We start from the raw sequence: 13,010 nt of genomic DNA, 5'->3' as shown, positions 1-13,010 counted from the left end.
CTTCATGGAATCCGCAATCCCTGCGCATCTCGAAACTCCACGCACGCGCCACAAGCGCGTGCCCGACGATTATCAGCCGCCATATCCATCCTTCGTCGCACGCTACAAGCCTGCGGTCAGCCGCGTCGTGATGGCTTATTTCGGTGTCCAGTATGGCGGTGCGGCACCGGCGGCAGCAATGGACGCGTTGAAGGAAATCGCAGGACTGTTCGCAGTGGATGGCGGTCCGTCGCATTGGGACCGGGCGCGTTATGTCGATCAGTGCGCCTGCGAAAATGTTGTCACGGTCGCTTATTGGGACGATCTCGCACGCTTTAATGCCTGGTTCGCTCGGGCGCGCGAGATGTGGACCGGCCGAAAGCGCGAAGGCGTCGGTACCTTCATCGAGGTGCTGCGTCCCAGTGTCGCCCGTCACGAGACGCTTTTCTCATCACCCGATCGGCCCGAAGGTATCGCCGTCGCCGCGGAAGGCATGAGCGGCGAGGTGCAGGAGCACGCTTACTGGGGCGGCATGCGCGATCGTCTCCCGCTGTCACAGACGGATGCGATGGCGCCTGATGGCGCGCCTGAGCTGATCCACGACGGCGCGCGGCTGCGTGTCGTGGCTCATGACAATCTCTGTCTGATCCGCTCCGGGCAGGACTGGAGCGATACCGCAGCGTCCGAGCGCAAGCTCTATCTCGACGACGTCGAACCGGTGCTGCGCGAGGGCATGGACTTTCTGCGCGATGATGGCCTTACCATCGGCTGCTACGCCAACCGGTACATGCAGGTGCTTGCGGCCGACGGCAGCGTCAGCGAGAAGTCCTACGGCCAGAGCTGGTGGAAGAGCCTCGCCGCGCTCGAACGCTGGGCGGAGTCGCATCCGACCCACGTCAAGATCTTCGGCGCGGCTATGAAATATCTCTCGACGCTCGGGCCGTCAGCCAAGCTGCGGCTCTATCACGAGGTGACGGTGGCAGCCGCCGACGAGCAGTTCTTCGAATATCTGAACTGTCATCCAAAGACAGGCATGCTGGCAGCGGTGGAGACCGTCGGAGCCTGACCGACTAGGTCATGCAATGGCCGAGCAACTCGGGATGCGCGGCGCAGATGTGGTGCGCGCCGGCATCGCGTAGCTCGGCTTCGCTGCCATAGCCGTAGAGCACGCCGATGGCGGTCATGCCGTTAGTGCGGGCGCCGACCACGTCGTGGCTGCGGTCGCCGATCATGATCGCGCTGTTGGCATCGACCTTGGCCTCGTCGAGCGCATAGCGGAGCAGGTCGCGCTTGTCGACGCGCGTGCCGTCGAGCTCGGAGCCGAACACGCGTTCGAAATACGGGTTCAGGCCGAAATGATCGACGATGCGGGTGGCGTAGACGGCGGGCTTGCTGGTCGCCACGAACATGCGCTGACGTGTCGCTGCGAGCGACGACAACGTATCCGCAATCCCGCCGTAAGCCTCGTTCTCGAACAGGCCGATATCGCTGAAGCGCTCGCGATAGAGCAACAGTGCGCGGTCGGCGAGCTCATCGGCTCCGGTGAGCTTTCGAAGACTGGCAAGCAGCGGTGGGCCGATGCACCAGGTCAGCTCGTCCTCGCTCGGCACCGGAACGCCGAGCCGTTCCAGCGCATATTGGATCGAGCGGGTGATCCCGGGCTTCGGGTTTGTCAGCGTGCCGTCGAGATCAAAAAAGATTGTCACCATCAGGCTCGACCCGTGTTGATACTGCCGTCCGTTGCTAGTTGGCTCTGGTTCCAAGTCAAGGTCCGATTTGTCCGATGGCGTCAATACCATGCGAATAGCTCGGGTCATTGCTGTCTTGTGCCAGGCCCTCCTGCTGTGGCCGGCGCTCGCGGAGGAGGCGCCGCCCGCCGACGCGCCTGCGAAGGCCGAGGAACCCGCGACGCCGGCGGAGAAGGCGAAAGAGGCCCGCGAGAGCGACACGCGGGAGTCGATCTGCCTGATCGTGGAGGCGGCTGCGCGCGACAATGACCTGCCGCTGGAATTCTTCGCGCGGGTGATCTGGCAGGAGAGCCGCTTCCAGGCCGATGCGGTCGGGCCCATGACGCGCAGCGGCGATCATGCGCGAGGGATCGCGCAGTTCATGCCGGGCACCGCCAGCGAGCGCGGGCTGCTCGATCCCTTCAATCCGGTGCAGGCCTTGCCGAAGTCGGCCGAATTCCTCAAAGAGCTGCGCAACCAGTTTGGCAATTTCGGCCTTGCCGCGGCCGCCTACAATGCCGGCCCCCGGCGCGTGCAGGAATGGCTCGCCGGCACCGGGCCGATGCCGGAGCAGACCCGCAACTACGTCTATGCGATCACCGGCACCAGCGTCGATGCCTGGGCCAAGGCGGGGAGCACCGGCAAGGGGCCGCCGAGCTCGCCACCGACGAGCTGCCGTGACCTGATGGCGTTGCTCAAGCGTGCTCCCAGCCCGTTCGTCGCCGAGCTCGAGCAGCATGTCGAGCTTGCCGCGGCAAAGATCTGGGGCGTCCAGCTCGCGGCCGGCTTCGACCGCAACAAGGCGCTGGCGATGTATTCCCGAGCCGTCACGAAACTGAGCACCGTGATCGGCGAGCGTGATCCGAGCCTGCTAAGCTCGGTGATGCGCAGCCGCGGCACACGCGCGTTCTACCAGGTCCGCGTCGGCGCGGACACGCGCGCCGAGGCCGATGATCTGTGCAACCGCATCCGCAAGGCGGGCGGCGCCTGCTTCGTGCTGAAGAACAGGGGTGTGGCGGGGTAGGATCAGCTGTCATTCCGGGGCGCGACGAAGTCGCGAACCCGGAATCCATCGTGCAGCGATTTCTGTGGCCTGATGGATCCCGGGTTCGCGCCAAGTGGCGCGCCCCGGAATGACGACGGTGGGTCTGGGCCTCGCGCATGCCAGCCCCGCCGCGCCCTTCCTTGACGCGCGCCGCTCTCTCGCCCGTTATGCAGCCACGATTCCTCACCAGCCAAAGCTCCCGTGGCGCTTCCTCCGCTCGATTCACCACAATGGCAAAGTCCCTGGCGCGCCTTCGCTTGGGGACTGCGCTCGATCACGCAGACGATCCTCACCATCGTGCTGTTCGTGACCTATCTCGGCATCGGTGCGCTCGCCCACGACACCCATTTCAGCCTGCTCTGGGCGCTGTGCTCGACGCTGTTCGTCTGGGTAGGTCCGGCGCAGATCATCCTGATCACCACGCTCGGCTCGGGCGCCACCATCATCCAGTCGGCGATCGCGGTGACCGTCAGCGCCATCCGCCTGTTTCCGATGGTGGTCTCGGTACTGCCGCTGATGCGCACACCGAAGACCAAGCGGCGCGAGCTGATTTTCGCCGCGCATCTTACCGCAGTGACGCTGTGGGTCGAATGCCACCGCTTCCTGCCGCAGGTGCCGCGCGAACGGCGGATCGCCTTCGTCCACGGGCTCGGCTGCGGGCTCGTCTCGGTGTGCCTCGTCGCCAACACGGTCGGTTATTTCCTCGCCGCCAACCTGACGCAGACCCTTGGTGCGGCGATCCTGCTGCTGACGCCGCTGTCGTTCCTGTTCTCGACGGCACGCAACAGCCGCGAGGTTGCCGACGTCGTCGCGCTCGTGCTGGGCATCGTGCTCTATCCGCTGGCGGCGAAGATGAACTCCGGTCTCGATATCCTCGTCAGCGGCGTGGTCGCCGGGACGATCGCTTATGGCGTGCATTGGTGGCGGGAGGTGCGCGCATGAGCTTTGCGCAAGCGATCGGCGACTGGCACGCGCTGGCGGTGCTGTTCATTGCCGGGGTCGTTCCCAACCAGATCTGGCGCATGCTGGGCCTGTGGTTCGGCGGCGGCATCGACGAGGGCTCAGAGCTGCTGGTCTGGGTGAGGGCGGTCGCCACCGCGATCCTGGCCGGCGTCATCGCCCAGATCGTGGTCCAGCCACCGGGCGCGCTGGCCAGCGTGCCCGATGTGCTGCGCTATGGCGCGGTCGGCGCCGGGCTCGTCGCCTTCCTGCTGACCCGCCGTTCGATCTTCGCGGGCGTGGTCACGGGCGAAGTCTTCATGCTGGCCGGCAAGTGGTGGTTGGGCTAAAACCGCCGGCGAACAGCCAGGGAACAGGAAAATGGTTCGCGAACAGGAGCTCCGCGAGGGCGAGGTCGCCATCGAGCTGCCGCCGACGCAAGATGCCGGTCTCGTCTTCATCGGTCGTATCCGCACGCCCTGGTCATCCCGGCTGGAGACGCCGCGGCAGGGACGTCAGGACGGCCCGATCTGCCGCCTCGAGATCTTCGAGCCCTTCGTGCCGGCGATCAAAGGAGTCGACTTCTACAGCAATCTCGAAGTGCTCTATTGGCTCGACCGGTCGCGCCGCGACATCATCCTGCAGAGCCCGAAGAACAACGAGAAGACCCGCGGCACCTTCTCGCTGCGCTCGCCGGTGCGGCCCAACCCGATCGGCACATCGATCGTGAAGCTGGTCGGCATCGAGGGCAATGCCATCCTGGTGCGCGGCCTCGACTGCATCGACAACACGCCGCTGATCGACATCAAGCCCGACCGCTGCGAGTTCACGCCGCTGGCCGCGCCGCAGAAGGGCGATTTCGAGACCGAGTGAGGGGCGCTCCGCCGTCATTGCGAGGAGCTCTTGCGACGAAGCAATCCAGACTGTTTCTGCGGAGGCAGTCTGGATTGCTTCGCTTCGCTCGCAATGACGAGTGGAGAGACCTAGCCCGCCTTCAACGCCGCCATCAGCTTCGCCGCGTGCTCTTGCAGCACCTTGTCGTCCTCCTTGCGGCTCGCCGGCGGCAGCATGGCGACGCCGTCATGGCGCGGCATCACGTGCATGTGCAGGTGAAACACCACCTGTCCGCCCGCAGGCTCGTTGAATTGCTGCACGGTGATGCCGTCGGCGTCAAACGCCTTCATTGCGGCGGCTGCGATCTTGTGCGCGCCGCGGGCGACATGGGCGTAGTCGTCGGGCTTGATATCGAGGATGTTGCGGGCAGGGACCTTCGGGATCACCAGCGTGTGACCGGGCACGCGCGGCATGATGTCGAGGAAGGCGAAGACGTGCTCGTCCTCGTACACTTTGTAGCAGGGCAGCTCGCCGCGCAGGATTTTTGCGAAGATGTTGTTGCTGTCGTAGGCGGTCATGGCGGCGGCTCCTCGAACGATTTGCGCTTACTGTCACCAGCAATTGCGAGGCGTCAAGGCGCCTCGTCAGCCCCTTTGCGGAACGGGCCGAGCTCGGCGAGCTCTCGTCCCGCTTCCGCAACATAAGCGCGCTCGCGCTTGAGGTAATCGTCGATGGCGCGGCGCAGGCCGGGATCGGCGATAAAGTGAGCGGAATGGGTGGTGCGCGGCAGGTAGCCGCGCGCGATCTTGTGCTCGCCCTGCGCGCCGGCCTCGACGTGCTTGAGGCCGCGTTTGATCGCGAAATCGATCGCCTGGTAGTAGCAGACCTCGAAATGCAGGAAGGGGTGATGCTCGACCGCGCCCCAGTTGCGGCCGAACAGCGTGTCCGAGCCGATGAAGTTGATCGCGCCCGCAATCCAGCGATTGTTGCGGCGGGCCATCACCAGCAGCACGTCCTCGCTCATGGTCTCGCCGATCAGCGAGAAGAACTCGCGCGTCAGATACGGCCGCCCCCATTTGCGCGAGCCGGTCTCCATGTAGAATGTGAAGAAGGCGTCCCACGCATCCTCGGTGATGTCCTTGCCGGTGAGCCAATGGATCGTGATCCCGGCCGCCAGCGCCTCGCGCCGCTCGCGCTTGATCGATTTGCGGTGGCGTGAGTTCAGCGTCGCCAGGAAGTCGTCGAAGCTCGCAAAGCCCTCATTGTGCCAGTGGAACTGCTGGTCGGTGCGCTGGAGAAAGCCGTGCTCGGCGAGCAGCTTCCATTCTGACTCCCGCGCGAAGGTCACGTGGACGGAGGAGGCCTTGCTGACGCCGCACAGCGCTATGAGGCCACTCGCCAGCGCCTCGGTGATGCGCTCGCGATCGACGCCGTCGCGCACCAGCAGCCGCGGTCCGGTCGCCGGCGTGAAGGGAACCGAGACCTGGAGCTTCGGGTAATACCGCCCGCCGGCGCGCTCATAGGCATCCGCCCAGCCGCGGTCGAAGACGTATTCGCCCTGGCTGTGCGATTTCAGATAGCAGGGCACGATTCCGGCAACGCGGCCATCGAGCTTGGCGATCAGGTGCCGCGGCGCCCAGCCGGTGCGGATCGTGGCCGAACCCGATTTCTCGGCTGCTGAGAGAAAGGCGTGGGAGACGAACGGGTTATAGGCAGGTCTTGAGAGGCCGAGGGAATCGCCTGGAAGGACGGATGAGGTTCCCGGGCCAGCCCCATTGCACAATCCGCCGGGATTGGCGCAGGCGTCCCAATCCTCCGGTGACACGTCGCCAATCGAAGGTACGGCCTCGAGCGTGATTTCCGATGATGCCATCGTGCCCAAGATCGTGCATTGCAGCAGCGACTTCAAGGGGTGGGGAAGGCTCGCTCTCGTGCCCCGGACGAAGCGCAGCGCTTCTTCAGCGATGCGCTGCAGAGTCGGGGCCCAAGTTGCACCGGATTCCTGGAGAGATGGGTCTCGGCTCTGCGCAGCAACGCTGATGCGTTGCTGCTTGTCCGGGACACGGGCAAGCCCTACGGCACGAACCCCTCGAAGATCATCTGGTCCGCATAGCGCCCGACCCGCGTCCGCTGCTCCGCCGTGCGGACGGTCCAGCCGAGCAGGGCGCAGCCGAACAGGTTGCGGGCGATCCAGGGGGCGGGGGCCGGGAGGTGGTCGACCTTGAAGGCAACGAAATGCGGCTGGGTCTGGAAGCCATGGCGCAGGTACAGCATGCTGTCGCGCTGCTCTTGGGTGAGCTTGGCCCAGTACTCGTCCTCATAGCTCCGCTGCGCGACGATGCCGCGGGGGCGAGAGGGGAGCAATTCACGTAGCGCCAGAACCTGGTCGGGATCGAAGGACATGCCGACGGCGGGGCCATCATAGGACGCCAGCACCTCGGCCATCCGCTTCACCAGCTTGCGGTCGCCGCCGAAATGGCTCTTCACCTCGATCACCAGGGGCACACGTCCGGCGACCATGGCGCAGAGGTCTGCGAGCGACATCATCCGCTCATCGGTGTCCTTGAACCTGACGGCCTTGAGGTCGGCCGCGGTCTTTGCGACCACATCGCCGGTGGCCTCGGTGAGTCGGCCCAGGGCATGGTCGTGATGGACCATGGCCTCGCCGTCGGCCGAGAGCTGGATATCGACCTCGATCGCGAAATTGCCGGCAATTGCAGCCTGCACCGCGCCCGGCATGTTCTCGACGATGCCGCGCGAAATGTCGTGCAGGCCGCGATGGGCGACCGGCCGGGCTGTCAGCCAATCCGGAGCGCGCATTTGGCGTCAGGCGACCTCGAACACGCCTTCGACCTCGACCGCCGCATCCGCGGGCAGCGAGGCGACGCCGACGGTGGTACGGGCGTGGCGGCCCTTGTCGCCGAAGGCGGCGACCATCAGGTCGGAGGCGCCATTCAGCACCTTGGGCCCGTCCAGGAAATCCGGGGCCGAGTTGATGAAGCCGCCGAGCCGCACCACGCGTACGACCTTGTCGAGATCGCCGAGCGCCGCCTTGACCTGGGCCAGCAGGTTGACCGCGCAGCCGCGCGCGGCTGCGGCGCCGTCCTCGATCGAGACGCCGGCGCCCAGCTTGCCCTTGGCAATCAGCTTGCCGGCGGGGTCGAAGCAGACCTGGCCGGAGACGAACAGGAGGTTGCCAGTGCGCACGAAGGGCACGTAATTGGCGACGGGGGTGGGGGCCTCGTGCAGCTTGATACCCTGCTCCGCCAGTTTCTGCTCGACCGTGCCCGCCATGTCCGACCTCGTTGTCCAAAAATCCTTCGCTCCGGCGCGACTGCCGGCCGGGCGCGCCCTGTTTCGCCCATCGTGCCGCCACATGCAAGCAACCGGAGGGGCTGCATTTTGTTGAGGCAGGCCAGCAGGTTCAACGTGAGGGGCAAACTTTTAGTGAAACGGCCTCAGTTGCGGCGCAATGGAACGGTCATTAAAATGTCGAATCTGCGCTTTCCTCAGGGAACAGACATGGTGCACCTTTTCCGGACTTCGCTCGGTGTGATGGCGCTCGCCGCGGCCAGTGTCGGCCTTGGCGGCGGGGCTCAAGCCGCCAACGGTCCGTTTCTCGCGCATCAGGCGCTCTATGACCTCAGCCTGGTCAAATCGCGCAGCAATTCGGTGAACAGCGCCCGCGGCCGGATCCTCTACAATTTCACGGGGAACGCCTGCGAGGGCTATACCTCGGAATTCCGCCAGGTCTCCGAGCTCGACAGCGGCGAGGGCAAGGTCACGCTCAGCGACCTCCGCTCCAATTCGTGGGAGGACGCCTCCGGCAAGAGCTACCGTTTCAAGATCGAGACGCGCATGAACCAGACGGATGCGGGCCGGGTCGACGGCTCAGCCGAGCGCGACGGCGACCACATCAACGTCAAGCTGAAGCTGCCGGCGCCGAAGACGTTCACGCTCGACGGCAAGATCGTGTTCCCGACCGAGCAGATCCAGCGCATCATCGCCGCCGCCAAGGACGGCAAGTCGCTGCTGGAGCTCTCGGTCTATGACGGCTCCGATGACGGTCAGAAGGTCTACAACACGCTGACCGTGATCGGCCAGCCGGTCGCCCCCGACCGTGCCACCTCGACCGATCCGTCGACGTCGGACGAGCACATGAAGTCGCTGAAGCGCTGGCCGGTCACCGTCAGCTATTTCGACCGCGACGCCCAGCAGAAGGAAGGCGAGCAGACCCCGGTCTACGCGATGGCGTTCGAGCTCTACGAGAACGGCGTCTCGCGCCAGCTCGTGCTCGACTACAATGATTTCGTCATCTCCGGCGCGATGGGCAAGTTCGACGTCAAGGACAGCAAGCCCTGTAATTGAGGGCTTCTCCGTCATTGCGAGCGTAGCGAAGCAATCCAGAATCCTCCGCGGAAGCAGTCTGGATTGCTTCGTCGCAAGAGCTCCTCGCAATGACGGGGCTAGCTCTCGTCATACTCTCCAGCTACGCTCCTTCCCAACCACAAACTCGGGGAGACAGCCCATGCCCAAGCTCGACCATCTCCGCCCCAGCGGCCTGCATCACAATCCGGCTTATTCCCACGTCGTCACCGCCTCGGGCGCTCGGACCATCTACATCTCCGGGCAGGTCTCCACCGACGAGGAGGGGCGGATCGTCGGCGAGGGCGATATCGCCGCGCAGACCACGCAGGTGATGCAGAATCTTGGGCACGCGCTGAAGGCGGCCGGTGCGAGCTATTCCAACATCGTGAAAATCACGACCTTCGTCGTGAACTACAAGCCGGAGCTGCGCCCCATCATCGGCAAGGCCCGCTCGGCTTTCTTCGAAGGCATGGAGCCGCCGGCCTCGACGCTGGTCGGTGTCACCGCACTCGCCGCGCCGGAATGGCTGATCGAGATCGAGGCGGTGGCGGTCGCGGACTGAGGAGACCTCGCAGGGTAGATTGAGCCTTGCGAGGCGGTTTCGAAGAAAGGAAAGGCCATGTCGCGAGGGCTTCGCATCGGAGAGGTCGCCGGCCGAACGGGCCGCAGCATTCACACCATCCGTTGGTATGAGGCTCAGGGCCTGATCCCCGGCGTCGTCAGGGACCGCGGCGGCCGGCGCGTCTACAGCGATTTTCACGTTGGTTGGCTAGATCTGATGGAACGCCTGCGCGGCACCGGCATGTCGGTCAAGCAGATGCGCGAATATGCGGCGCTTGCGAAACGAGGCGAAGCAGCGCTGACCGAGCGTCACGCGCTGCTCGCAGCGCACCAGCAGCGGGTGCAGGACAACATCCACCGCTGGTCGCAGGCTTTGGCACTCATCGAAGCCAAGGTCGAATTCTATGAGGAGTGGATCGCCAGCGGGGAGAGACCCGCCGTGTCGCCGCATGGACGCCTCAAGGCCGCGCCGGCCTCATTGGTTGCCGGGCGGCCTTAGCACCCGCTCGACCAATGCGGTGTCCATGTATTCGGTCAACTCGCGCAGTTTCCCGTCCGCCATGCGAATGACGAAGCAGTAGGTGTTGGCGTAGAGCTCGCCGGCAAGCGTCGTTGCATTGCCCCGGCACTCGGCGACGACGTAATCGCCTTCGGCGATGATGCGGGATAGCGTGAGGCTGTTGGGGGCAGTGAATTGTCCGCTGAGAGGCTTCATCAGCCGTTCCAGCACGTCGGCCTTGCCGACATAGTCGCCGGACCAGGCCGTCGAGCCGGTGATGCGCCAGACGAAATCATCGGCCATCGCGGCGATGAACGGGCCGGGGTCGCGACGTGCGCGCGCATCCATGATGTCCTGAATGAGCGCCTTGTTGTCGATCACTGTCATAGGCTGTCTCCTTGAATCGAGGCCAGCCATCTCTCTACAGGCTAGAGCATGCTCTAGATCAAGCGCAATCAGCCCTGTTGCGGCTTGAACCTGTCAAGCAGGAGAGCCATCGCCTCATCGGCCTGGTCGACAGGCACAAAGAGATGATCGTGGTGAAAAGCCGACACGGCATTCACGCTAATGCCGGCTTGGGCCAGACGTGCCGTGATGGCTGCCAGAAAGCCCACCGCATCGAGGGCGGAATGAACCGTCAAGGTGATGAGGCGCGAGGGATATTCATGGCGTAGCCCGGCACGTTCGGCCTCCTCCTGCAGCACCACCAGCGTGGTCCCTTCGCGTTCGCGGAACGTCAGGATAGGGCTGATGGTGGCCGGAATGCTCGCGCTCGGCGCAAGCGTGCAAAACGCGAAGATGCCGTCCAGGATCTCCGGCTTCATGTTACTCAGCAGCGCATCGAGATCGCGTTCGCCTGTCACCGTGCCAGCTCCCGAACCGGTAAGATCGGTTGAGCCCTTGCGAAGCTATCGGCGCCAGCGGCTGTTGGAGCCATCGTCAACATACCTTTGTATATCTCCTCCAATCCTTCTCATGCGCTGACCTTACACTGGTACAATTGAGCGACGGCGGGAGATTCTTACAATTTGAGTCCACTCGGGTCACTGCGAAGAGGCTCAAATGAACGTCGTCATTCGAAAGCTCAACGGCTTGTGGCACCTCATCGTCGGGTCTTGTCAGATCCGAACGCCGTTCCTGGAAACTCAGGACCGGCAGTTGGTCGTTCAGTATGCCAGGCGTGCCTATCCGGGTGCACGAATCTTCGAACGCGACTGAGTTGAGCAGGAATAGATCACTCCTGCGCCTTCTCCGGGCCCTCATAGGCGATGCCGCGGATCACCGCGGCGCTGCCGAACTTCTTGCGCAGGCTGTCCACCGCGCGTTCGGCGTGGGCGGCGCGGCGGTCGAGCATGTCGGTGTCGTCGATCGCCGAGCCCTCGCGCAGCGCGCTGACGCCGGCGCCCATCAGGCGAAAGGCGGTGCCGTCGACTTCCTTGGCCAGCATCTCCCGGCAGATCGAGAAGATCTTCGCCGCGAGCTGCGTCGGGGCGGCGATCGACTGCGAGCGCGTGCGCTGGCGGAAATCGGCGGTCTTCAGCTTCAGCGTCACGGTCGAGCCAGCGAGCTCGCTGCTCTTCAGGCGCGTCGATGTCTTTTCGCAGAGCCGCCACAGGATTCTTTCCAGCGTCGCGAAATCGCGGATGTCGGTCTCGAACGTGGTCTCGCTGGAAATCGTCTTGGCGCCGCGGTCGGGCTCGACGCGGCGGTCGTCGATGCCGCGCGCGAGTCGCCACAGCCGGCGGCCGTCGCTCGGAAACTGCCGCATCATCTCGATCTCGTCGGCTTTCTGCAGGTCGGCGATGATGCGAAAGCCGCGCTGCACCAGACGCTCCTGCGTGGCGGGGCCGACGCCGAAGATGAAGCCGACCGGCTTTTCCGCCAGCATCGCGCGCGCTTCCTCCTGATCGAGCGCGGCAAAGCCTCTGGGCTTGTCGAGGTCGGAGGCGATCTTGGCCAGGAACTTGTTGCAGGACAGGCCGACCGAGACAGTGATGCCGATGTCGCGCTCGACGTCACGGGCAAAGCGCGCCAGCACCTTGGCCGGGATCATGCCGTGCACACGCTCGGTGCCGGAGAGATCGAGGAAGGCCTCGTCGATCGAGAGCGGCTCGATCAGCGGCGTCAGCGCCTGCATGGCCTGGCGGACCTCGCGGCCGACCCGGACATATTTCGCCATGTCGGGGCGGATCACGGTCGCATGCGGGCAGGCCTCCAAAGCCTTGAACATCGGCATCGCCGAGCGAACACCATAGGTGCGCGCGATGTAACAGGCGGCCGACACCACGCCGCGCTTGCCGCCGCCGATGATGACGGGCTTGTCGGCGATCTCAGGGTTGTCCCGCTTCTCGACCGTTGCGTAGAAGGCGTCGCAGTCGATATGGGCGATGGTCAGGCTGGCGAGCGCGCGGTGGCGAACGAGGCGAGGGGAACCGCAGGCCGAGCAGCGCCGCACGCCCAAGTTCTGTACGCCCATGTCGAGGCCGGCCAGACAATCCCGGCAGAAGCAGCGGGGCCCGGCCGCCTCAGGGGTGGTCACGGCACGTCGCGCTCCCAGGAGGGGTCGCCGAGCGCATCGCCGAGGACCTGCCGCGCTGCGGCAACGTTGGTTGGATGCAGTTCCGCGGCCTCGGCAAAGGCCTTCACCGTGGCATCGTCCCGCATCACGAAATCGAGCACGCTGAGGAGGAAATTCGGGTCCGCGGCGGCATTGCGCAGGGTCTCCGGACCGACCCCCGTCTCGGCCAGGAACAGGCCCAGCCGCTCAGGCTCGCCCGCGACGAAGGACAGGGCCTGAATCGCAACGATTTCAGCGACTTCGCGGGGGTTGTGAACAGGCTTTTTCACGGGGACGGTTTGCCTTTCCGTTAACTTTCGGTCTCTAATTTGGAATCATCATGCCCGAGTCTCGTCCTCAAGTCTTCCGGCCCCGACAAGCAACTGGAAACCACATCGCAGAAAGTGGGCCGTCGGGTTTAACGAAACTCAAGCGAATCTGCGGCTAGTTTGAATCCAGTTTTCGAAACGCCGGGAAAGCGGCGTCTGAGGCGTCACATGG

At 64.8% G+C, this 13,010-nt stretch carries 18 protein-coding genes; 9 read left to right on the top strand and 9 right to left on the bottom strand.

Translation table 11 applies throughout. The annotated features are described in order from the left end of the window. Positions 1-4: 4 nt before the first annotated feature. Positions 5-1,045: a phenylacetaldoxime dehydratase family protein gene (locus tag AB7M16_RS04455; RefSeq protein ID WP_453943239.1), complete on the top strand. Its 1,041-nt coding sequence runs from the start codon at positions 5-7 to the stop codon at positions 1,043-1,045. Between the two features lie 4 nt (positions 1,046-1,049). On the opposite strand, the gene AB7M16_RS04450 is transcribed toward AB7M16_RS04455, so the two are convergent. After that, positions 1,050-1,688 carry an HAD family hydrolase gene (locus AB7M16_RS04450; protein ID WP_453943238.1) on the bottom strand — a complete coding sequence of 213 codons (639 nt, stop codon included), beginning with the start codon at positions 1,686-1,688 and terminating at the stop codon, positions 1,050-1,052. A gap of 88 nt (positions 1,689-1,776) precedes the next feature. On the opposite strand from AB7M16_RS04450, the gene AB7M16_RS04445 reads away from it, so the two are divergent. From AB7M16_RS04445 to tsaA, 4 genes are all read left to right on the top strand, one after another. After that, positions 1,777-2,730, top strand: coding sequence for a transglycosylase SLT domain-containing protein (locus AB7M16_RS04445; protein WP_453943237.1), 954 nt, complete (start codon positions 1,777-1,779; stop codon positions 2,728-2,730). Between the two features lie 222 nt (positions 2,731-2,952). After that, the gene (locus AB7M16_RS04440) at positions 2,953-3,693 is read left to right on the top strand and encodes an AzlC family ABC transporter permease (protein ID WP_453943236.1); all 741 of its coding nucleotides are present in this window, start codon (positions 2,953-2,955) and stop codon (positions 3,691-3,693) included. After that, the gene (locus AB7M16_RS04435) at positions 3,690-4,040 is read left to right on the top strand and encodes an AzlD domain-containing protein (RefSeq protein WP_172783363.1); all 351 of its coding nucleotides are present in this window, start codon (positions 3,690-3,692) and stop codon (positions 4,038-4,040) included. Before AB7M16_RS04440 ends, AB7M16_RS04435 begins: the two co-directional genes overlap by 4 nt. A 31-nt stretch (positions 4,041-4,071) precedes the next feature. Continuing rightward, the gene (tsaA, locus tag AB7M16_RS04430; RefSeq protein ID WP_172783364.1) at positions 4,072-4,563 is read left to right on the top strand and encodes a tRNA (N6-threonylcarbamoyladenosine(37)-N6)-methyltransferase TrmO; all 492 of its coding nucleotides are present in this window, start codon (positions 4,072-4,074) and stop codon (positions 4,561-4,563) included. A 110-nt stretch (positions 4,564-4,673) separates the two neighbouring features. Here tsaA and AB7M16_RS04425 read toward each other — a convergent pair whose 3' ends face one another. The 4 genes from AB7M16_RS04425 to AB7M16_RS04410 all read right to left on the bottom strand — a co-directional run bounded on the left by AB7M16_RS04425 (position 4,674) and on the right by AB7M16_RS04410 (position 7,818). Beyond that, on the bottom strand, positions 4,674-5,102 hold the full coding sequence (locus tag AB7M16_RS04425) for an HIT family protein (RefSeq protein ID WP_260379443.1): 429 nt from the start codon (positions 5,100-5,102) through the stop codon (positions 4,674-4,676). Between the two features lie 53 nt (positions 5,103-5,155). Further along, entirely contained in the window at positions 5,156-6,397 is a 1,242-nt protein-coding gene (locus AB7M16_RS04420; RefSeq protein WP_453943235.1) for a GNAT family N-acetyltransferase, read from the bottom strand. 200 nt (positions 6,398-6,597) lie between these two features. Further along, positions 6,598-7,344, bottom strand: a complete 747-nt coding sequence (locus tag AB7M16_RS04415; RefSeq protein ID WP_453943234.1) for a glycerophosphodiester phosphodiesterase — start codon at positions 7,342-7,344, stop codon at positions 6,598-6,600. 6 nt (positions 7,345-7,350) lie between these two features. Beyond that, positions 7,351-7,818 carry a RidA family protein gene (locus AB7M16_RS04410; protein WP_014494672.1) on the bottom strand — a complete coding sequence of 156 codons (468 nt, stop codon included), beginning with the start codon at positions 7,816-7,818 and terminating at the stop codon, positions 7,351-7,353. 228 nt (positions 7,819-8,046) lie between these two features. On the opposite strand from AB7M16_RS04410, the gene AB7M16_RS04405 reads away from it, so the two are divergent. From AB7M16_RS04405 to AB7M16_RS04395, 3 genes are all read left to right on the top strand, one after another. Then, positions 8,047-8,892, top strand: a complete 846-nt coding sequence (locus AB7M16_RS04405) for a cell envelope integrity EipB family protein (RefSeq protein WP_260379441.1) — start codon at positions 8,047-8,049, stop codon at positions 8,890-8,892. Positions 8,893-9,052: 160 nt separating this feature from the next. Then, complete coding sequence (locus AB7M16_RS04400) at positions 9,053-9,454, top strand: RidA family protein (RefSeq protein WP_172783369.1); 402 nt, start codon at positions 9,053-9,055, stop codon at positions 9,452-9,454. A 57-nt stretch (positions 9,455-9,511) separates the two neighbouring features. After that, positions 9,512-9,952, top strand: coding sequence for a MerR family transcriptional regulator (locus AB7M16_RS04395; protein ID WP_172783370.1), 441 nt, complete (start codon positions 9,512-9,514; stop codon positions 9,950-9,952). Here the strand turns inward: AB7M16_RS04395 and AB7M16_RS04390 are convergent. Beyond that, positions 9,929-10,339, bottom strand: coding sequence for a nuclear transport factor 2 family protein (locus AB7M16_RS04390; protein WP_172783371.1), 411 nt, complete (start codon positions 10,337-10,339; stop codon positions 9,929-9,931). The genes AB7M16_RS04395 and AB7M16_RS04390 overlap by 24 nt on opposite strands. Before the next feature lie 68 nt (positions 10,340-10,407). Continuing rightward, positions 10,408-10,815: an ACT domain-containing protein gene (locus tag AB7M16_RS04385; RefSeq protein WP_453943233.1), complete on the bottom strand. Its 408-nt coding sequence runs from the start codon at positions 10,813-10,815 to the stop codon at positions 10,408-10,410. Between the two features lie 199 nt (positions 10,816-11,014). Between AB7M16_RS04385 and AB7M16_RS04380 the strand changes: the two genes are divergently transcribed. Further along, positions 11,015-11,170 (top strand): hypothetical protein, encoded by a 156-nt coding sequence (locus AB7M16_RS04380; RefSeq protein ID WP_008548553.1) that lies wholly within the window; start codon positions 11,015-11,017, stop codon positions 11,168-11,170. A 16-nt stretch (positions 11,171-11,186) separates the two neighbouring features. Here AB7M16_RS04380 and AB7M16_RS04375 read toward each other — a convergent pair whose 3' ends face one another. After that, positions 11,187-12,491, bottom strand: coding sequence for a DNA polymerase IV (locus tag AB7M16_RS04375; protein ID WP_453943232.1), 1,305 nt, complete (start codon positions 12,489-12,491; stop codon positions 11,187-11,189). Further along, entirely contained in the window at positions 12,488-12,799 is a 312-nt protein-coding gene (locus tag AB7M16_RS04370) for a DUF3572 domain-containing protein (RefSeq protein WP_172783374.1), read from the bottom strand. Before AB7M16_RS04370 ends, AB7M16_RS04375 begins: the two co-directional genes overlap by 4 nt. Positions 12,800-13,010 lie beyond the last annotated feature (211 nt).

It is taken from the genome of Bradyrhizobium sp. USDA 372 (genome assembly GCF_053629095.1).
The sequence above is the reverse complement of the archived record's forward strand: the minus strand, read 5'-3'. Positions and strand labels throughout refer to the sequence as shown.